The sequence below is a fragment of the Pectobacterium colocasium genome, assembly GCF_020181655.1.
Taxonomy (GTDB): Bacteria; Pseudomonadota; Gammaproteobacteria; order Enterobacterales; family Enterobacteriaceae; genus Pectobacterium; species Pectobacterium colocasium.
In genome coordinates this window covers 561,570-583,918 of sequence record NZ_CP084032.1, presented here as the reverse complement: position 1 = coordinate 583,918, position 22,349 = coordinate 561,570, and the positions used below count along the sequence as shown (strand labels likewise).

Here is a 22,349-nt window from a genome sequence, read left to right as displayed (position 1 = left end):
ACTAACAGGATGGTTCGTGGGCAATTACCTGAAAAAACAGACCAGTCCGGCATAACGCGGGCTGGTCTGTGTTGTAAATAAATCACATCCTGAAAGGTATCCTTATGTTGTGGCGTCATTGGCTGGGTAAAAAAAGTCGTCAGGTTTCACAGGGCGTTGAGTTCAACGCGGAGTCGCCTCTGGGGGTCATGCTGGAAGCGCGAATGCTATTTGATGGTGCGGTAGCTGCCACCGTTGAACAAACCGCCACAACACAAGATACAGCGACGCAAACCGCGACAGCGGATACGGCCTCGCATACTGTCAGCAGTCAGTCTGACCAGCATGAGACCAATACTCAGGATTCAACGACTTCGGCGGACAGCAGCGTTGCGATGGCGGGCAGCACCACGCATAAAGAAGTGGTGTTTATTGACACCTCGGTGGCAGATTACCAGCAACTGGCTCACGGCGTAAAAGACGGGGTTGAGGTGGTGCTGCTGGATGCCAGCAAGGATGGATTAAGCCAGATAGCGCAGTGGGCGCAAACGCATACCGGTTATGAGGCTATCCATATTATCAGCAATGGTGGTGAAGGCCGTTTGACGCTGGGGAACGTCACATTAACCGACAGCATGCTTGCCAGCAGAAGCGCCGACCTGACGACCATCGGCCAGGCGTTAAGCGATGCCGGCGATATTCTGCTTTATGGCTGTAATGTAGCGGAAGGAATCAATGGGAAAGCTTTCATCAGCGATCTGGCTGCGTTAACCGGAGCCGATGTGGCGGCATCTACCGATCTGACTGGGTCGGCGGCGTTGAACGGCGACTGGGTGTTGGAAGCGCAAGTAGGCAACATAACCACCGACCTCGCGTTAACGGCGGCTACGCAGAGCGGATATACCCGCGTGCTGGATACCTTCACTTTTGAAGCCGGCTCCAGCGGCGGTAGCGGTAATAATCAGACCTGGCAGGAAGGGACGCATACCCTGCATTTCGATTTTGTCGGTAACGTGCTGGCTGGGTTAAACAGCGATGGCAATACCATGATATACGACGTGCAAACGGATGGCTCCAGCTCGTCAAATTCGCTGACTTTCACCATCAGCATTCCCGGCTATATTTTTGACTTGTCTTCACTGGATATGTTGAATGCCGATGGCGTCGGGAACATGAACTACACAGTTTCATCCAGTAAATCGACCAGTGGGGACAATAAGAGCGGGGTGCTGACATTTCCCGGGGCGGTGTCTTATACCACGGTCAGCGGCTTTAACAGCAATTTTGTCGGCGTTTCGTCAATCACCATTACGACATCGGGTACCAATGAGTACTACCTGGATAACCTGGTGTTAAACAATATTCGGGCCGCGTCTTCGGTGGATGCGACATCGACCGTCACTGCCGGGCCGTCCAGCGAAGCGACGACATTCTCTACCACCGCCACCTCTGCGGCCAGCGCCGCCTCGCTGCTGGACTTCACCATTACCGACCCCGGTACGTCGGATGGTTCGGCCACCACCGTCAGCGCTTTTTACGCCAATGTCAGCGGGACGGCGACGTCATCGGAACTGAGCCAAATGCGGTTTCTGCTCAGCGGCCCGGATGCCACCAACGTAGTTGGTACGTACGACAGCAGCACCGGCAGAATCACGTTTTCCGGTCTCAGCCTGTCGATTGCCAATAGCAGCAGCGAAACTTACACCATCAAGGCGTATTACAACGACAACACCAGCAGTAACGACATTACGGACCACCACACGGTGGTGCTGTCGGTGAATGCCAATAACTTTACTACCGGGTCAGGCAGCTCCACCTTTGCCGGCAGCCAGGTCAATGTGACCAACGGCAGCGGCGCCAGTATTGATGTGGCGGCAACCAAACTGATTTACAGCCAGTCGCCGTCCACCGCAGTGGTCAGCGGCATTAATTTTACCACCCAGCCCATCGTGATCGCTGTTGACGATCGCGGCAATATCGATACTGATTTCAGCGGCACCGTCACGCTGAGCGAAAATGGCAGCGGCTCGCTGACCGGCACCACATCAGTGACGGCATCAAACGGTATCGCTACTTTCAACGGCGTGAAATATACCTCTGCCAGCGACGCCGACGCCAACTTTGTCCTCACCGCCGCGTCTGGCAGTCTGGTCAACGCCGTCTCGACATCAATCGATCCGGACGTGGTCGCAACAAGGCTGGTTTTTTCCACCCAACCGGTGCCCGTCACCATTCAGGATGGGCAAAGCACCAGTTTCAGCACGGTACCGGTAGTGCGGGCAGTCGATGCCAATGGCATGGTGGATCAGGATTACACCACCAATATCACGCTCTCGGTGACCGATCCTAACGACGGCACCGTTGATGGCACCGTCAACAGTCTGTCGGTCACCTCCGGCGATCAGGACGTCAACGGCTCGACGGTAACGCTGACGCCCTCCGGGGGAATTGCCACCTACACCGGTCTTATTATCCAGTACACCAATAGCGGCAGCACCAATACGCTGGCGCTGCGGGCCATCTCGGGCAGCCTGACGGCGGTCAACAGTTCGTCGATTACTTCGACCTCCAATACCGCGCCGGTATTCAACAACCTAAACGGCGGAGCCACCTATACAGAGAACGGCAGTGCCGTGGTGATAGACAACGACGTCACGGTCGCCGACACCGAACTGGATGCACTGAACAGCGGACTGGGCAACTATAACGGCTCCTCGATTACCATCGCCCGTAATGGCGGAGCCAACAGCAATGATATTTTCGGCAACAGCGGTTTGCTGGGAGTGCTGACGCAAGGGCAAAATTTCACATACAACGGCACGGCGATGGGCAGTGTCACCACCAATTCGAACGGGATACTGACGCTGACGTTCAACAGCAACGCGACCTCGGTCATCGTTGACGCGGTGCTGCAATCCCTGACCTATGCGAACAGTTCCGACAATCCGCCAGCCAGCGTCACCCTGAACTGGACCTTCAATGACGGTTCGCTAAACAGCGCCGGCAGCAATCAGGCGGTACTCACTATTACGCCGGTCAACGATGCGCCGACGTTATCCGGCGGCGTCACGGTGACGCTGACCACCACGACGGAGGATGTCACCTCGTCGTCCACATCGATATCGTCGCTGCTGAGCGCGGCAGGTTACGCGGATGTGGATAATGGTGCCGTCAGCGGTATCGCGCTAACGGCGCTCACTGGCAACGGGACGTGGCAATACTCAACGAACAGCGGAGCCAACTGGTTTAGCGTCGGCACAGTATCCAGTTCATCGGCGCTTCTGCTCAGTTCGACGACACAGATTCGCTATGTGCCAGACGGCGCTAACGGCGAAACCGCAACGTTAGGTTTCAGAGCGTGGGATCAAACCAGTGGCACCGCAACGTCAGGTGCGACCAGAGGGCTGGCAGATACCTCGACGACTGGTGGCAGCAGTGCGTTCTCCGCCAACAGTGCGCAGGCGACATTAGCAGTGAGTAACGTCAACGATGCGCCGACCTTATCCAGCGGCACCACAGTGACGCTGACACCGACGACTGAAGATGTGACATCTGCCGCGACTACAATATCCTCATTGCTCGGCAATGCCGGCTATGGCGATGTAGACAACGGCGCTTCCAGCGGTATCGCCATTACCACGACAGTGGGGAATGGTGGCTGGCAATATTCCACCGACAGCGGGGCCAACTGGTTTAATGTCGGCACGGTATCAGGTTCATCTGCACTTTTGCTCAGTTCGACGGCACAGATTCGCTACGTGCCGGACAGCGCCAATGGCGAAACCGCCACCTTCAGTTTCAGAGCCTGGGATCAAACCAGCGGCACAGCAACCAATGGGGCGACTAAGGGGCTGGCAGATACCTCGACCGTTGGCGGCAGCAGCGCGTTCTCTATCAACAGTGCGCAGGCGTCGCTGGCGGTGAGCAACGTCAACGATGCGCCGACCTTATCCAGCGGCACCACGGTGACGCTGACCACCACGACGGAGGATGTCACCTCGTCGTCCACATCGATATCGTCGCTGCTGAGCGCGGCAGGTTACGCGGATGTGGATAATGGTGCCGTCAGCGGTATCGCGCTAACGGCGCTCACTGGCAACGGGACGTGGCAATACTCAACGAACAGCGGAGCCAACTGGTTTAGCGTCGGCACAGTATCCAGTTCATCGGCGCTTCTGCTCAGTTCGACGACACAGATTCGCTATGTACCAGACAGCGCTAACGGTGAAACCGCAACGTTAGGTTTCAAAGCGTGGGATCAGACCAGCGGTACGGCAACAGCGGGGGCTAGCAAGGGGTTGGCGGATACCTCAACCTCCGGCGGCGGCAGCGCGTTCTCTACCAATAGTGCGCAGGCATCGCTGGTCGTGACCGACGTCAATGATGCGCCCACTGTCGGCAACACAGTCAGTGGTCAAAGTGCGACAAAAGATGCGGTGTTCAGTTTCACCGTGCCATCCGGTACGTTTGTTGACGTAGACAGCGGCGACACCCTGATCCTGAGTGCCACGTTGGCCAACGGCTCGGCGCTGCCTGCCTGGCTGACCTTTAACCCCGCCACCAGGACCTTTTCCGGCACACCGGGAAGTAACGATGTGGGTAACCTGACCATCCGGGTAACCGCCACCGACAGCGGTAATGCATCAGTCAGTACCACATTCGGGCTGACGATTAATAATAATAATCTTCCCCCGGTCGTTTCCACCCCCGTGACCGACCAGAGCATCGCACAAGACGGCAGCTTCAGCTTTATCGTACCGGCCGGCACCTTTACCGATCCCGATATCGGCGACACCCTGACGCTCAGCGCCACGCTGGCCAACGGCTCCGCGCTGCCTGCATGGCTGACCTTTAACGCCGCCACCAGCACCTTCTCTGGCACGCCGGGCAATGCCGATGTGGGCAACCTGTCGATCCGCGTCACCGCCACCGACGGCAGTAATGCCTCGGTCAGCACCACTTTTGGCCTGACCGTTACCAACGTCAACGACGCGCCAGTGGTCTCCGGCACCGTTCCGCAACAGACGATTGCACAGGGCGGCAGCCTGAACCTCACCCTGCCACCGGGACTCTTTACCGATCCGGATGCGGGCGACACCCTGACGCTCAGCGCCACACTGACCGACGGCTCGGCGCTGCCTGCCTGGCTGACCTTTAACCCCGCCACCGGCACCTTCTCTGGCACGCCGGGCAATGCCGATGTCGGTAACCTGTCGATCCGCGTCACCGCCACCGACGGCAGTAATGCCTCGGTCAGCACCACTTTTGGCCTGACCGTTACCAACGTCAACGACGCGCCTGTGGTTTCCACCCCCATTCCACCACAGACGATTGCACAAGACGGCAGCTTCAGCTTTATCGTACCGGCCGGCACCTTTACCGATCCCGATATCGGCGACACCCTGACGCTCAGCGCCACGCTGGCCGATGGCTCGGCGCTACCTGCCTGGCTGACCTTTAACGCCGCCACCGGTACCTTCTCCGGCACGCCGGGCAATGCCGATGTCGGTAACCTGTCGATCCGCGTGACTGCCACCGACGGCAGCAACGACTCCGTCAGCACCACTTTTGGCTTGACCGTTACCAACGTCAACGACGCGCCCGTGGTCTCCGGCACCGTTCCGTCACAGACGATTGCACAGGGCGGCAGCCTGAACCTCACCCTGCCACCGGGACTCTTTACCGATCCGGATGCGGGCGACTCCCTGACGCTCAGCGCCACGCTGGCCGATGGCTCGTCGCTGCCTGCCTGGCTGACCTTTAACGCCGCCACCGGCACCTTCTCCGGCACGCCGGGCAATGCCGATGTCGGTAACCTGTCGATCCGCGTGACTGCTACCGATGGCAGCAACGCCTCCGTCAGCACTACCTTTGGCCTGACGGTCACCAACGTCAACGACGCGCCCGTGGTCTCCGGCACCGTTCCGCCACAGACGATTGCACAGGGCGGCAGCCTGAACCTCACCCTGCCACCGGGACTCTTTACCGATCCGGATGCGGGCGACTCCCTGACGCTCAGCGCCACGCTGGCCGATGGCTCGTCGCTGCCTGCCTGGCTGACCTTTAACGCCGCCACCGGCACCTTCTCCGGCACGCCGGGCAATGCCGATGTCGGTAACCTGTCGATCCGCGTGACTGCTACCGATGGCAGCAACGCCTCCGTCAGCACTACCTTTGGCCTGACGGTCACCAACGTCAACGACGCGCCCGTGGTTTCCGGCACCGTTCCGCCACAGACGATTGCACAGGGCGGCGGCCTGAACCTCACCCTGCCGCCGGGACTCTTTACCGATCCCGATATCGGCGACACCCTGACGCTCAGCGCCACGCTGGCCGATGGCTCGGCGCTGCCTGCCTGGCTGACCTTTAACGCCGCCACCGGCACCTTCTCCGGCACGCCGGGCAATGCCGATGTCGGTAACCTGTCGATCCGCGTGACTGCCACCGACGGCAGCAACGCCTCCGTCAGCACCACCTTTGGCCTGACGGTTACCAACGTCAACGACGCACCCGTGGTCTCCGGCACCATTCCACCACAGACGATTGCACAGGGTGGCAGCCTGAACCTCACCCTGCCACCGGGGCTCTTTACCGATCCAGATGCGGGCGACACTCTGACGCTCAGCGCCACGCTGGCCGACGGCTCCGCGCTGCCTGCCTGGCTGACCTTTAACCCCGCCACCGGCACCTTCTCCGGCACGCCGGGCAATGCCGATGTCGGTAACCTGTCGATCCGTGTTACCGCCACCGACAGCAGCAGCACGTCAGTGAACACGACATTCACATTGTCGATTATCAGCGTCCCAGCAGAAGTAGATGGTGGAGATCCTGAATTCAGGCTGGGTAACAGCACATCCTTATCCACAAGCAGGCCACAGACCAATCTGATCATCTCTACGCAGGGAGAGTCACAAGATTCGTCCGTCACGCTCGGGGCAATATTTTCTTCTTCCTCGCTTGGCACTGTCGGCAGCAGCCAAGTCGCCAATACGGCGACGATAACATCGACTATTTTCCACGCTTCGCAACGTCAACCACAAGCTGGCATCATGCCGGTCGGCCAGATAGCCGGTACCTTTGCGCAAGGTAATTACGTCGGCGATACCAACCATTTTGACAGTTCGCTCGGGTCATTCCCCAGCTTTAATTCAGGTGGGGCGTTAGGCGGGACATCAGCCTTGTCCGGCTTGTTCTCGGGGATCAATCTGCCTTCAATCACCCCCATGGAGGTCTTCTCCAGCGGCAGTTGGAAGGGGGTTAATGTTGGTGATGCCCAAAGTACACGGCTAACCTCACCGCCGGGAGTCACCGCGGGTCAATTCATTCCCGATCTGGAGCGGCAATTACAGCACATTGGTGATGCAAAATTACAACGGCTGGCGGCAATCGAACAGGCGTTGATTGACATGGATAAACACAGTTTTGGGGCAGAACGTTCATGAGAATAACAACCATGAAAACAACAAATACGGACAAGATAAAGGGCGGAATAGTGTCAAAGGGTCGGAAGTTTTTCAGCCTCAGTCTTGTCATGATGGCCGTGAGCGGTTGTGCCGTTACCAGCCAACCTATATCAAAAGAGCAAAGTGAACAGCGTATCCAGCAGGATAGAAGCGCCATGTTCAGCGAGCAAGAGCCCGTTACGACGTCCATTACGCTTTACGATGCGATGGCAAGAGCGCTCAAGTACAACCTGGAAGCACGTCTCCGTGTGATGGAACAAGCGCTATCACAACAGCAGTTGGAACTTGCACGCTACGACATGCTGCCTCAAGTCGCGATGTCAGCAGGCTACGTCGGACGTAGCAATACCAGTGCCTCCAGCAGTACAAATATTGCGACTGGCGCACAATCATTAGCCCCTTCGACATCGCTGGATCGTAATCGTGACGTAGCCGACCTGACGATGGTATGGAACGTACTCGATTTCGGCGTCAGCTACGTCGGCGCGAAACAAAGGGCTGACCAACGCTGGATAGCCGACGAACGTAAACGTAAGGTCGTTCATACCATCCTTCAGGATGTGCGCTCAGCATACTGGCGTGCAGTTACGGCAGAACGTTTACTTGGCCGCATTGATGGTCTGATTGCTCGCGTCAATCAGGCGCGTGAGGCTAGCGAGAACATGAGCACACAGCGGATTGGCGATCCTGTTGAGGCTCTCAGCTATCGTCGCGCACTTATTGATGCCACCCGTCAGCTAGAAGAGCAACGACGTGCCTTGTCGTTAGCGAAAACTGAACTGGCGACCCTGATGAATCTGCCATTAGACACATCGTATACGCTGGCATTACCAGATAGTCATGATATGGCGGTGCCACAGTTGAATGTGGATATCAAAACGCTAGAACAGAGTGCACTGCTCAACCGTCCCGAGCTGAGAGAACAGGATTACCAAACACGCATCCGTGCAGCAGAAACGCGCAAATCACTACTGCGTATGCTGCCAGGGCTAGAAATTAGCGCAGGAGGCCACTACGACAGCAACTCCTTCATCACGAATCAGAGTTGGGCAGATGTTGGGGTGAAGGTGACCTGGAATCTTTTTAACCTTATCTCGGGGCCGGCAGCATACAAAACGGCGCAGGCTAATGAATCCGTATCGGAAGTACAGCGTCAGGCGATGTCACTGGCGATTATGGCGCAGTTGTACATCGCCCGAGCCAACTTCAATGAGGCGCAGCGGCAGTACAAGACCAGTGCGGAATTGCGCGATCTCGACACCCAAATCGTCGAACAACTGAGAAACCGCTACAAGGCCAACAGCATTGGTGAATTGCAGTTGATTCAAGGTGAACTCAATGCCCTCAACGCCAGTTTGCGTCAGGACCTGGCCTATGCAGAGCTACGCAATACCTACGGACAAATCCTCTCGACGATCGGACTGGATTTGCTGCCAAAAACGCTGCCGTCCAGTAATCTTGCGGATATTAGTCAGTCTCTACGCCAAGCTGAAGGCAACTGGCAACAGGGAAAAATCAATAAGTTGCAATCTTTCTGATACATAACATTGCCGTACCTGAGAATGCCATTGTTACACGATAGTGAGAGGGCAGCGGCGCTGCCCTCTCACTTTTCAGACGTCCGTCAGGCGTTTACGATCGACTTTACCGCTGCCGGTTTTCGGCAGCTTGTCGAGCACAACAATACGCCCCGGCACCATGTACGCCGGTAAGAACTGATGCAGCTGTTTGCGCAGCGCCAGTTTGGTCATCTCCGAACCGGATTTATATTCCACGTAGCCGACCAGCACCGCCTCATCTCCCTCTCCCTGAAGTTTGACGGCCGCATCCTGCACCTGCTCGATCTGTTTCAACTGCGCCTCGATCTCCCCTAACTCGATGCGAAATCCCCGTAATTTTACCTGATCGTCGAAGCGGCCAAGATACTGATAACGATCGTCCGCCAGCAGCCGGACTTTATCCCCTGTGCGATACATGCGCTGTCTGGATTCCACCTGCTGAATAAAACGATCCTGAGTCAGATCGTCACGCTGCCAGTACCCGCCGCTCAGCGCCTCACCGAGAATGCACAGTTCGCCGACCATTCCTTCCACCAGTGGATGGCGATCGTCATCGATCACCAGGTGCTGATAGCCCGCCAGCGTGTTACCCAGTGCAACCGTATGCTGATTCTCTAACGCTGTGCTATCGATCTGTGCCATCTGCGACCAGATCGTCGCTTCGGTTGGCCCATAGCAATTCCATAGCGTCCTGCAACGGCTGACCAGACGCTGCGCCAGCCGCAGATCCAGCGCTTCACCGCCGCACAGCGCCACCAGATCGGGTTTACCCTGCCAACCGGCTTTAAACATCATGCGCCAAAACGCGGGCGTGGCCTGCAAGACATTGATGTTCGGTCGAGCCTGCAAATACGCCGCGACCGCCTGTGGATCTTTGTATTCCTCATGCGTGGTCAGGTGCAACACGCCGCCGACCCACAGCGGCGCAAACACTTCCAACATGGAGATATCGAACGCCAGCGTAGTAATCAGCAGCCAGTTGGCTTGATGCGTTAAATCCAGCCGCGCGGTGCTGGCATGAATAAAGGTTTGCAGTGCCCGCTGACCAATCACGACGCCTTTTGGTTTCCCCGTCGAACCGGAAGTAAACATCATGTAGGCCGCCGTTTCCGCGCCCTCCGTCCGTGCCAACTGTACGCTCGCGGCGGCATCGCTGGCGGCATACGGTAAATCGCCGAGGTTCAGGATCGGGCAGTCAAACGCCAGCGAACCGCCGGTGTAACTGTCCTGCAAGACTGCGGCTAGTGCCGCTTCCTGCTGAATCGCCTGTAGGCGTTCCCCCGGAAAATCCGGCTCCAGCGGCACAAACGCCACCTGAGAAAACAGGCAGGCCAGCAGCGCCGCCACGGTGTCAGGCTGACGGCTCAGATGCAGCCCCACGCGCTGACCAGCCGTGATACCCTGCGCAGCCAGCACCTGTTGAATCAGCGCAACGCGTTGCAACAGTTCCCGATAGCTGATTTCACGTTCCTGAAAGCGAATGGCCACACGCTCCTGACGTTCTTCCTGAGTAAGATGCGCCAACAGCTCATCGTGCAGAGCAGGCGTCGTCGCCCTGTGCGGTAGCGGCACCACCCGCGGACTGAGGCGAATCTGTGCCAGATGCTCCCAACGCGGTGCCAGCAGTCCATCGAGTAGCTGAATAAGATGGCGGGCAATGCGCTGTAGCTGATGGTTATCAAACTGCCCGTCAGGTGCCGTCAGAATCAATCGATCGTTCTGAACCTGTACGATCAGCGCCACGCTTTGCGCCGCTTTTTGTACAACCACAGGTAACGATGCCATTTCCCCCACGATCAGCAGGCTGCTAAACAGCGCATGCTGCGTGTCGGCTGCCGGAATCTCTGGCGCAGACTGCGGATCGCACGACGATCCCACTGCTGCGATCCACTCGCTCACAAGACGATCGCGCTGGTGAAAATGCGCGATCAGCGGTCTTACGTGGTCAGGAAGATCGCACGTGACGAGCGCAGCACACACCTGCTCTTCACCGCTGTATTTGTACAGCAGCCAGCTCCATGCCGCACTCACCAGCGACGTAGGATATTGTCGGGGCAGCTCACTGCCGTGGCGCTGTTCACCATGCGCGGCACCTACCCGCTGCCCGAAGGCCGTGGGCTGTTGGATATCCGCCATCGGGTTCTCCACTGCTTCATCATTCCCTGTCATGACAGCGTTTCCTCATTGGCGGTCACCCTCGACTGTGCCAGATATCCGCTCAGTGCCTGCGGTGACGGGTAACGCTGCAAGAGCGCCACACTCACCGGCTGCGCTAATGCGCGGCTCAATGCCTGTGCCAGCGCAATACGCTGGAGCGAATCAACACCGCTTTCACACAGCGTCTGCGACCAGAGGCCGGATTCACTGCGTTTCAGCGTCTGCGCCCACACGCGTAACAACGACTGGGCTGACGGTGTGTCAGGCGAGCCAGCGCGGCTATCCAGCATGGCAGCCTGCCTCATCGACGTATCCAGCACCTTATGATGTCCGATAATTTCGGCGGGCTGCGGCGGCGCGCTATTCACCAGCGCCACCACTTCATCATGCCAGCGCATCAGCACCCGACGTGCCTGCGCACTGTCCAGCACATCGGCGTCAAACTCGAAGCGCAGCAGCATGCAGCCCGCCTGCTCACGCACCACCAGATTCAGCGGCATCTCGACTTTTTCATAGGCGGCTGAAAACTCGGGAGATAGCCGATGCGGGTCGTCAGCACGTTCACCTTGCTCCTCCTTTGCTCCGGGCCGATTTTCATTAACAGGGTAGTTTTCATAAACGAACAGGCTATTAAACAGACGCGGACGTCCGGCTGTCAGGGCAATCAGCGACTGCGTGGCATGCTGATTCATCGCCATCAGCTCATTCTGCAACTGCACCAGATGCTGTTGTAGCGATACCGGCTGCTGCCAGCTCAGCGCCAGCGGCAGGCTGTTGATATACAGACCCACGCTGCTCGCCACGCCCTCCACCGGACTTTCCCTGCCTGACAGCACGTTGCCGACAATGCTGACTGCATCGCCAGTCGAGCGCGCCAGCAGCCGGTGCCAGGCATATTGCGCGATAATGCTGTGCGTAACGCCCACTTCACGGGCAAAGGCGGTTAGCGTCGCCTGATCCTGTTCATTCAGGCTCACACCGGTGACCTGCGGTTCAACCTGCGTCAGATGCTGGCTGAGATCGGCGCGTTTCCCCGTCGCCGCAAACAGCATCGCCACGTCGTTCGTCTGCGCCAGCAGCGGCTGACGCTGCTGCCAGAAAGCCTCGACGGCAGGCTGCTGCGCCACGGCATGCAGTGCATAATCCACATAGGCGCGATCCACCTGAATCGCTGGCGCTTCACCGTGTATTAATGCTTGCCCGTTCATCAGCAGTTGATAGTCACGGTGTACCGCGCCCAGCAGCTGTGGGCCGCTCCAGCCATCAATGATGCTGTGGTGACAGCTCAGCAGTACCCGATAATCCTGTTCACCCACGCGGAAACAGGCAATGCGCAACAGCGGCGGCTGTGACAAATCAAATCCGGTGCGTAAATCCTGCTGGCGATAGCGTTCAATGACCGCCTGTGGATCGGCCTCCTGCGCGACATCCTGATAGTAGAAAGGCAATTCTGCCTGCTTCACAATTACCTGCACGCTGGTACATTCGCTTTCCAACGCGGCACGCAGTGCCGGGAACCGCTGAATCTGACGCTGCCAGGCCTGACGATAGCCTTCCACGTCCAGCGCCTGTGCATAGCGAACCGGCGTTTGCAGATGATAGGCATCGTCCTGCGGACAGCGCAGGCGGTGATACAGCATCGACTGCTGGAGCGATGGCAGCGGCAACAGCGTGTCGATGTCATAACGCTGCGACAGGCTATCGAGCTGCGTCTGGCTGAGCGTCACCGCCGGAAAGTCGCTGGGAGTAAAGACAGTGCCGCGGCTCAGCTGGTCCAGACAGGCTGCTGTCAGCTCCCGCAGATTTTCAGTGAACCGCGCCATCAGGCGTTCGCTGTCACGCTGGTTAAGGCAACCCACCTGACGCAGCGTTAGCTGTCCGCCCGTAATACCACCGTGAAGACTGATAATCTCCGCCGGTTTATTCTCCGGCGCAACGCAGCTTCCCGGCGCGACATCCACCGGACGCCACACGCCAGCCGCCTGAACCGACAGCCCGAGATAGTTGAACACAATCGGCGACAGCGTCAGCGAACCGCCCTGCGGGTGATGGTAGCGCAGCGGATTAAACCCGACGCCTTTATCCGGCACCTGACGCAGCTGTTCCTTGCTGGATTTAATCAGGGAAGCCCAGTCAGGTTTATCTTGCAGGCACACCGGATAGGTGCTGGTAAACCACCCGACCGTACGACTGACATCCAGTGTCGGATCAATCGCTTCGCGACCATGCCCTTCCAGCATGATGCGTGCGTTGTCACCCCAGCCAAGCTCGCTTAGTGTGCGGGTCAGCGCTACCAGCAGCAGATCGCTGACGTCGGTATTAAAGGCGCGGTTGGCCTCGCTCACCAGTTGGCCGGTGGTTTCGGCATCCAGCGTCAGCATCGCCGCACTGGCATGGCCTTGCGGATCTTTCGCCGCCAGTAGCGCCGTCTGATCACCCCCGTCTTCCTGCGCCTGCCAGTACGCTAACTGTTCTGCATGTTGCGTAGCGTAGTGGTGCAGCGCCGTGCCCCACTGGCGATAGCTCGACGTTTTCGGCGACAGCGGTTCACCGAGGTACAGCCGTTCCAGGTCATCAACCAGAATGCGCCAGGACACGGCATCAATCACCAGATGGTGGAAAGCAAGGAACAAGGCGGTGTCCGCCTGCGGATGGTGACGCACCAGCGCACAGGCCATCGTTCTTCCCTGCGCAGGGTCGAATTCACGCTGCAACGCGGTAAACGCCTGTTGCAGGCCGTCGTCGCCAAGCTGGCGATAATCCAGCATCGACACCGCAGGGCAAGACACTTCCGTCAGATAGCGCTGCCCATCGGCATCACAGGCCAGACGCAACGCGTCGTGTTGTGCCATCAGCGCCTGCAACATCGTGGTCAGGCATTCGGTATCCACGTCAGGCAGTTGAATCATCGCCGCCTGATTCCAGTGCTCAGGACGTGCCAGCGGTTGTTCCATAAACCAGCGCTGAATCGGCAGCAGCGCGAACTCACCTTCCAGCATGCCCTGCTCCGCCACAATACCTGTGTCGCGGTTGTTCTGCGCCAGCACGCGGCACAGACGCCGCACGCTCTTCGCTTCGAAAACGTCCTTCACCGTGCAGACATAGCCCGCGCTGCGCAGGCGGGTGGTCAGTTGGATACTGAGGATGGAATCGCCGCCTAAGCGAAAGAAATCATCCTCAACGCCCAGCGGCGTATTCAGCACGCTGCGCCAAATCGCCAGTACATCCGCTTCCAGCGGATTATCGGCTTCGCCGTCGCCTTCGCTGGCTTCCAGCACTGGCGGCAGCTGTTTCGTATCCAGTTTGCCGTTCGGCGTCAGCGGCATGTCTTCCAGCAGAATCAGTCGGAACGGCACCATGTATTCCGGCAGGTGCTTCGCGACATCAATCAGGACAGCGGCAGGTTCCGGCGTGCTGCTGTCGGCTTTCACCGTGCCATAGGCAACCAGCGCCGGACGGTTCCCCACCTGTGCCACGATGACTTTAACCTGTTTCAAAGACGGACAGACCGCCGCCAGCTGCGCCTCGATCTCACCCGGCTCAATGCGGTAACCGCGTAGTTTGATCTGCTCATCAATACGGCCACAGTATTCATAGTCACCGTTGTTCAACAGCCTGGCCTTATCACCCGTGCGATAAATGCGCAGCGTCGCTGTACCTTGTCCGGTATGGTTCACATCGTTCAGCGTAATGTGTTCAAAGCGGCTGGCCGTCATCTGCGGTTGGTTGAGGTAGCCACGCGCCAGCCCAAGCCCCGCAAGGCACAGCTCGCCCGGCACGCCCGCCGGACACAGTTGCCCGGCAGCGTCCAAAATCAGCGCCTGAATATGAGCGATGGGCTGACCGATGGTGACGGGCTGACCTTTACGCAAGCGGGTGCTCAACGCGGTGACGGTACATTCCGTCGGCCCGTACATGTTGTACAGCGCGACCTTGTCGGCCCAGTTTTCCACCACGGCGTTCGGACAGGCTTCACCGCCCATACCAATGGCTTGAATACCGTTAACCTGCTTCGGATCGAGAATCGACATTAGCGCCGTCGGCAGGATCAGGTGCGTCGCGCCCGCCTGTTCGGCATGCACAATCGCCCGATCGTTAGGTTCGCCAAACGCCAGCGTGCCGCCGCTGCTCAGCGGCAGCAGCGTCGTCATGTTACCGGCGTCAAACGAGAGCGACATGCAGTTGAACATCGTGCTTTGCGACGTGAACGCGATTCGATCGCGATGATCGTCCAGCAGATTGATCAGCGAGCCGTGTTCGATCATGACGCCCTTCGGCAAGCCAGTCGATCCCGAGGTGTAGATCACCTGCGCCAGTTGCTGCGCGTGGCGCGGAATGGCCGGTGGTTCATCACCTGATAGATCGTGCCACTGCGCAACAATGGCCGGATCGGTCAGATCGATACACTGCTCCGCGGACCACTGCGCCAGCTGTTGCCCATCGCCGCCGAGAATCACGGCAAGATTGGCATCGGTAATGATGTGGCGCAGCCGCTCCGGCGGATAATCGGGATCCAGCGGCACATACGCGGCTCCTGCTTTCCAGACGGCCAGCAGCGCAATGACAAAATAACGATCGCGTTTCGCCAGCACGCCAACCAGCGATTGTTCACCCAGCCCCTGACGGTGCAGCCAGTGAGCCAGCTGATTCGACTGCCTGTTCAGTTCGGCATACGTCAGCGTATCCGTGCGCTGTTCGCCGTCAAAGGCTATCGCCAGTTGCTGAGGATCGCGCTGGGCGATGGCTTCAATCACGTCGGTTACCGTCAGCTGTGGCTGCGGATAGCTACGCGGCAGCTGCTGACTTTCCGCCAACACGGCGGCAAAGCGATCCGCTTCCATCAGCGGCAGATGCCAGACGTCAGTTTCCGGAGCCTCAACCACGGCCTCAATCAGCCGGATAAAGCGATCGGCGTAATACTGGATCGTCTGGCGCTCAAACAGCGCAGTGGCAAACAGCCAGTCCAGCCGCACCTCGCCCATCAGCTCCGTCACCTTAACCGAAATGTCCGTCTTGGCGGGCAGCACGGGTGAAGTCTCTTCCTCCGCATCGCAACCGGGAATCAGATCGTTGAAATCCACTTTAGCCTGATACACCAGCATTACCTGGAAGATCGGGTTGATCGCGGTGGTGCGATCGGAACCGATCGCCTCGCTCAGCGCTTCAAAACGATAAAGCTGATGATCGAAGGCCGACAGATCCTGCTCGCGGCAATATTGCAGGTAATCGACGAAACGCTGGCTGTCCTGCAACTGAGTACGCAGCACGATGGTGTTGACGAAGAAGCCGACGACATCTTCGATATCCGGTCGTTCGCGGTAGGCCAGCGGCGAACCAATGACGATGTCTTTTTCACCGCTGATGCGCGCCAACAGCAGAGAGAACACCGCATGCAGGCCGATAAAGTTAGAGGTATTGTAGCGCTGGCACAGGCGCTTGAATTTATCCCACAGATCGTTGTTGATCGCGGAGAAAATCACCTCACCGCCGCTATTCTGGTGCGCCGGACGTGGTTTATCCAACGGTAGGCTGTGAACTTCGGGGATCCCCGTCAGTCGCTCAACCCAGAACGGTTTGAATTCGTTGTGGTAATCCAGAAACGAGGCGGAATTGAACCAGTGTGCGTAATCGATATAGTTAAGCTGGGTCGGCTCGACGGGGTAAGGCTGGCGATTTTGACAGGCCAGAAAAGCCGGTTTGAAATCCGCAAACATATTCTTCACCGACCAACCATCGGAAATAATATGGTGCTGGGTGATCATCAGAACGTGCACCCGTTCGCTCATTTTCACCAGCCGCACACGAGTGAGATCGCCCGCCGTGAGATCGAACGGGCGGCTGATTTCCGCTTTCACCTGCTGCTGTAAGCGTCCTTCCCGTTCGTCTTCCGGCAGTGATGAGAAATCATCATGCTGTATCACAAACGGTTGATAGGCATCGATACGCTGTTCGCCCTTGCCGTGTTCGTTGACCACAAAACGGGTACGCAGGCTGGCATGACGCTGCGCCAGTGCGTCAAAGGCAAACTCCAGCGCCGCCACATCCAGCGTGCCGGTCAGACGAAAATAGACCGGCATATTGTAGAGGTGTGATTGCTCTTCGTACTGCTCGATAAACCACAGTCCGCTCTGTGATGACGACAGCGGGCCGGACGTCGCATTCTGCGGCGTGATGGGACGTTCAAACGCCTGCTGCGCCGTCAGGCAACGCACAATGGCGTCTTTGTTTTCCTTAATCGTGCGCCCAATCTCTGGCGTGATCGCGTCTTTGCTGGACTGCGAAATCAACTGCCCCTGCGCATTTAACGCCAGACGGACGCCCTGACGCTCCAGCTGCTTTAACAGCGTTACGATATCTTTCATAACTTGTCACTCTCTCAGCAAATCAGGCCGTCAGCGTTGCCCCGCCGTCCACCACCACATCCTGCATGGTGATGTGGCTGGCGAGATCGGAAGCCAGAAAAACCACGGTATTGGCGATCTCGTCCGGCTGAGCGATCTTGCCCAGCGGAATCCCCAGTTTGTACTGGTCAGGAAAGCCCGCGATAGTGCGCTGCTCGGCATCGGCGCTATGCCACATGCCGCGCTGCATCGGCGTGTCCGTCGATCCCGGCGACACCAGATTGCAGCGCACGCCGTAAGGCGCTAACTCCAGACCGGCACAGTGAGACAGGCTGGTGAGCGCCGCTTTCGAGGCGCAGTACGCCGCCATTTGCATGCGGGGAACATGCGCGGCATTGGAACCAACGCAAACAATCGCACCGCGGCGCTGCTGCTTGAAATGCGGGACCAGTGCGTTTAACAGGTAAAACGCGCCAGAGGCGTTGACGTTGATGCACTGGTGCCAGTCGTCCACGCTCAGCGCGTCGATATCGCCCAAACGCAGAATCCCAGCGGCGTTGACCAGAACGTCTAGCCCGGTTTCCGCCAACTGCTGGCGACAGACCGCCGCCACACTGTCCGGTTCGCTGATATCCAGCGTCACACAGCTAAACGGATGATCGTCATGTCGGAATGCGCGGTCGAAACCGACCACGTTCGCGCCCAGCGCAACGAACTGGCGGGCAATGCTTTCGCCAATACCGCTCGCCGCACCGGTTACCCAGACGCTCTTGCCGCTGAAATCAAACTGAAGAGGTTGTGCCTTGTTCATCATTTTCCCTACCACACCATTTCCACGCTGTTTTCATCCTGTGACAGCCTGTCGTCCAGATAGCGGCAGAAGTCGCTGAGCTGAGGATGATCGAACACATCAGACACCTTGATGCTGACGGAAAACTCGGCGGCCAGACGGTTGACGATCTGGATGGTCTGCAATGACTGTCCACCCAGCTCGAAGAAGTTATCCCGCGACTGGATCCCCGACACACCGAGGATCTGCTGCCAGATTGCGCTGACCCGATTTTCAGTTTCGCTGGCTAACGTCTGCGCTGGAGCCTCGTCGTGGTATTCCGCCAGCAGACGCTTGCGATCGACCTTGTTGGAGCCGGTTTTTGGCAACTGACGGAAGGCACGGTAATCGGTGGGGATCATCGCTGGCGGCAGCACGCTGCCCAGACGCTGTTTCAGCGCACGAGCGTTGATCTCACCGGCTTTCGTGGCGACAAACGCCACCAGACGCCGCAAGCCATTGGGGTAAACAATGCCTTGAACACAGGCTTCATCGACGTCCGGCTGTGCCAACAGATGGGCTTCAACTTCCCCAGGCTGGATCCGGTAGCCACTGATTTTAAACTCGTTATCCATGCGCCCGAGGTAGAGCAACTGTCCTTTTTCCAGCCGTACTCTGTCGCCAGTGCGGTAAGCCGGAAGCTCCCGCTCGCCCACCGCTATCTGCGTAAACGCCGCGTGTTCTGTTCCGATGTAACCCGCCGCCAGCGTTGGCCCCAGCAGCACCAGTTCCCCTTCCGCCGCAGGGCGATCGCCCACCGCGAGAATCAGCGCGTTGACACCAGCCAGCGGCAGACCGATAGGAAGCTGTGCCACATCGGCCGACTGTGTTTGCAGATCGCAACTGGTCGCGACTACCGTGGTTTCAGTCGGGCCATAGGTGTTGATCAAGCGCAGCGTGTCCGGCGCATGATGTTGCCACTGCGCCAACTGTTCGGGGTACACCGCTTCACCGCCAATGATGATGGCGCGCAGTGCGGAAGGCAGGGTCAGCGTGCCGGTTTTCAGCGCCACGACCCATTCATTCCAGAATGCCGTCGGCAAGTCGAGCAGCGTAATCGCCTGTTCTGCGACCTGTTCAACAAAGGCCGGAATCGACTCCAGCATCTCATCGGTGCGCAGCACCAGCGTTGCACCGCTGGTCAGTGTGGCAAAGATCTCTTCGATGCTGGCATCAAAGTTAAACGGGGCAAATTGCAGCACGCGATCCGCTGCGCGCAGACCGTAGCGCTGGCGTGCCGCTGCGATGAAGTGATCCAGTGCGCTGACACCGATCTCTACCCCTTTCGGCAATCCGGTCGATCCTGAGGTGAACATGATATAGGCAATTTGCCCTTCCCTCGCTTCCGCAGGCGACAGAGCGGCGGCCTGTGCGTTGGATGACAGAAGATGCCCTGCCAGAACGATCTCGCCGGAGAAGACCGACGCCAGCCGATGCTGGTAGTCCGCCTGCGTCACAATCGTACGCAGACTGGCAATCTGGATAATGTGTTGTTGACGTTCATGCGGCTGTTCAGGATCGAGCGGCACATATACTGCGCCGCATTGCATCACGGCCAGCAGGCAAATGATGGTTTCAGGGCTGCGGTTCAGCATGACACCGATGCGCTCACCGGGTTGCACGCCGCGCTCGTGCAGCGCCGCAGCAGCCTGACCACTCAGGTCCAGCAGTTGTTGATAGCTGTACTGCCGATCGCGCTGCGTCAGCGCCGGATGATTCGGATTTTTACGCGCCTGCTTGGCAATCGCCGTCAGAACCGGTTCAACGAACGGCTCAGGCTCGCGGCTGGTGATCAACGCCAGCTCACGCTCTTCACGTAGCCAGCGTCCCAGCAGTTCGCCACTGGTTTGCTGCGGCTGCGCCAGCCAGCGTTGAAGCAGCGTGAACAAGGTTTCTTGTAAAGTGGCTAACGCTTCTGCGCTGTAACAGGCCGGGTTGGCATCAAAATCCAGCACCGGTGTACCATCCGGTTTGAAATGGATCTCGATAGTCAGATCTTCTACCGGTCCGGCGCTGAGATTCAGCGTGCTGGACGACAGCGATCCGTAGCTGAGCGGATGATCGAACGGCATGATATTGATCAGTGGGCCGAAAAGCCGCTGCTCGCCGCCGACGCGGTTCAGATCGCGCCGTAAGTGCTCATAGCGATAATGTTGATGCCGACGCAGCGTACGTTTGGTGCGAGCCACCTGCTGCGCCAGTGTGACAAAGTCCGCCTGCTCATCCACCTGAATGCACAGCGGCACAATATTCATCTGCATGCTCGGCACTGTTAGCGAGGCGGAACCGATACGGTTCATCACCATCATGCCGAACGTCAGTCGGTCGCTGCCAGACACCAGTTTGAGGTGCGTCGCCAGCATCGCTAAAAACAGATCCGGCCAGCTGATTTTGTTGCCTTCACACAGCGCCGTCAGCGGCTGCCAGATATCCGCTGGCAACACGCTGCTCTGGCGCAAAAACCGCGCCGCGATAGGTGCTTTCTTTTCGCTGAAGCTGGCCGGTTCCGGCATCGCGTTCAGCGTTTCCAGCCAGAAATCACGCGCCTGCGCCGTCTGTCCGCTGGCATCACGCTGCTGTTCCTCTTCCAACACCTCGCTGAACGGGCCGAATTCGGCCACTGGCGCGGGTTGCCCCGCCGTCAGTGCGGTATAGATCTGGGCGATACGCTGAAACAACATGGTGGTGCCAAAGCCGTCCAGCGCAATGTGGTGAACACAACTGTAGAGAAAATCGCGCTTTTCACCGCACAGCAGTGCAAAACGGCAAGGTAACTCGTTCAGTAAATCCAGCGGCTGGGCGATTTCCTCACGCGCCCACTGGCGTATTGTCTGCTCTTCATCCGTCATCGGCACAGGCAACAGTTCACTAATCGGCAGCACGCCGATGGGCACTGGCAACTGTGAAGCCACAAAGCCGATCTCCGGCTGGTCGGCCTGTTCACCCGCAACCTCAACAAACTGGCAGTACAGGCACTCGCACTCCATGACTGCCTGACGGATCGCGCTTAGCATGGCTTCAATATCGACTTTGCCATCAAACGCGATGCACTCCGCCGTGTTGAACGTCGCTTTATCATCGTTCAGGGCATGACCTAACCACAACCCGCGCTGCGCAACGCTCAACGGTTTCATGATGCGGCTCCCTGCTGTTTTTCAATCAGCGCCCACCAGGCATTCAGGCTGGGGTTACGCGCCAAATCGACAAAGCTCAGCGTGACCCCCTGATTGCGCCATTCGGTCAGCAGCGCCATCATGCGCACCGAATCCAGACCGTAGTCGATCAGGTTTTCATCTTCATCGAATTGATCTTCATCTTCGTCGATCAAGGTCAGCAGGTGCGCTCTCAGTGCTTGTTTTGTCAGTGCCTGTGCCATTTTTGCTCCTGTAAGTTCCGCCGTGCTAACCACCCGTCCGGCGCGCGTCGCCACATATTTCAGCGCCATCTGGTGCTCCTGAAGTGAGAAATCCGCCACCGCATCACCGACCATGAATGGCTTGATGTCGCGCATGAAGGCATCCGTCGCGGTAATCATGCAGCCGATATGCCCGTAAACGCCGCAGATAATCAGCTGATCTTTACCCATCTCCTTCATCATCGGTTCCAGCGGCGAACGGTGAAAAGCGCTGTAGCGCCACTTCACCAGCACGGTGTCATGCTCATCCGGTGCCAGCGCACTCACAACACGTTGCTTGTCAGGGTGATTATTCAACCCTGCGCCCCACATGTCGTTCAGCAGCGCCCGGTCTGCCGCGCTTTGTGCATTCGGCTGCGCGGTATACACCACCGGAATTCCCTGTGCTTTGCAGTAGGTTCGCAACGCCACAATGTTCTCAATCAACTGCTGCGCCAGCGGGCTGTCCGCACCATAGAAATTCACGAAATAGTCCTGCATGTCATGAATCAGCAGCACCGCGCGCTCAGGCTCAAACGCCCAGGAAACCTTGTTGTCCGGGAAATCCTGTGCGCACGGCAGGGGATAAGAAGCAATAGAAGGGATTGCCATCACAAAATCCTTATT

7 protein-coding genes are annotated in these 22,349 nt (G+C 58.2%); 2 read left to right on the top strand and 5 right to left on the bottom strand.

Annotated features, from left to right (window positions below; translation table 11 throughout):
* Positions 1 to 104: 104 nt before the first annotated feature.
* Positions 105 to 7,421, top strand: coding sequence for a putative Ig domain-containing protein (locus LCF41_RS02635; protein WP_225086769.1), 7,317 nt, complete (start codon positions 105 to 107; stop codon positions 7,419 to 7,421).
* Positions 7,422 to 7,471: 50 nt separating this feature from the next.
* A complete protein-coding gene (locus LCF41_RS02630) occupies positions 7,472 to 8,980 on the top strand; it encodes a TolC family protein (protein ID WP_225086768.1) in 1,509 nt (502 codons plus the stop codon).
* Positions 8,981 to 9,055: 75 nt separating this feature from the next.
* Here LCF41_RS02630 and LCF41_RS02625 read toward each other — a convergent pair whose 3' ends face one another.
* The 5 genes from LCF41_RS02625 to LCF41_RS02605 are packed head-to-tail and all read right to left on the bottom strand — an operon-like array spanning position 9,056 to position 22,334.
* Positions 9,056 to 11,170: an amino acid adenylation domain-containing protein gene (locus LCF41_RS02625; RefSeq protein WP_225086767.1), complete on the bottom strand. Its 2,115-nt coding sequence runs from the start codon at positions 11,168 to 11,170 to the stop codon at positions 9,056 to 9,058.
* Positions 11,167 to 17,520 (bottom strand): non-ribosomal peptide synthetase, encoded by a 6,354-nt coding sequence (locus LCF41_RS02620; protein WP_225086766.1) that lies wholly within the window; start codon positions 17,518 to 17,520, stop codon positions 11,167 to 11,169. The genes LCF41_RS02625 and LCF41_RS02620 overlap by 4 nt, the downstream gene beginning before the upstream one ends.
* Before the next feature lie 22 nt (positions 17,521 to 17,542).
* Positions 17,543 to 18,313 (bottom strand): 2,3-dihydro-2,3-dihydroxybenzoate dehydrogenase, encoded by a 771-nt coding sequence (gene dhbA / locus LCF41_RS02615; protein ID WP_225086765.1) that lies wholly within the window; start codon positions 18,311 to 18,313, stop codon positions 17,543 to 17,545.
* Positions 18,314 to 18,318: 5 nt separating this feature from the next.
* Positions 18,319 to 21,462, bottom strand: a complete 3,144-nt coding sequence (locus tag LCF41_RS02610; RefSeq protein WP_225086764.1) for a non-ribosomal peptide synthetase — start codon at positions 21,460 to 21,462, stop codon at positions 18,319 to 18,321.
* Complete coding sequence (locus LCF41_RS02605) at positions 21,459 to 22,334, bottom strand: isochorismatase (protein ID WP_225086763.1); 876 nt, start codon at positions 22,332 to 22,334, stop codon at positions 21,459 to 21,461. The genes LCF41_RS02610 and LCF41_RS02605 overlap by 4 nt, the downstream gene beginning before the upstream one ends.
* Positions 22,335 to 22,349 lie beyond the last annotated feature (15 nt).

Bases quoted from the DNA above. Each gene is read 5' to 3' on its own strand.
- LCF41_RS02610 (WP_225086764.1), bottom strand. From the start codon at position 21,462: ATGAAACCGTTGAGCGTTGCGCAGCGCGGGTTGTGGTTAGGTCATGCC.
- LCF41_RS02635 (WP_225086769.1), top strand. From the start codon at position 105: ATGTTGTGGCGTCATTGGCTGGGTAAAAAAAGTCGTCAGGTTTCACAG.
- LCF41_RS02605 (WP_225086763.1), bottom strand. From the start codon at position 22,334: ATGGCAATCCCTTCTATTGCTTCTTATCCCCTGCCGTGCGCACAGGAT.
- dhbA (WP_225086765.1), bottom strand. From the start codon at position 18,313: ATGATGAACAAGGCACAACCTCTTCAGTTTGATTTCAGCGGCAAGAGC.
- LCF41_RS02620 (WP_225086766.1), bottom strand. From the start codon at position 17,520: ATGAAAGATATCGTAACGCTGTTAAAGCAGCTGGAGCGTCAGGGCGTC.
- LCF41_RS02625 (WP_225086767.1), bottom strand. From the start codon at position 11,170: ATGACAGGGAATGATGAAGCAGTGGAGAACCCGATGGCGGATATCCAA.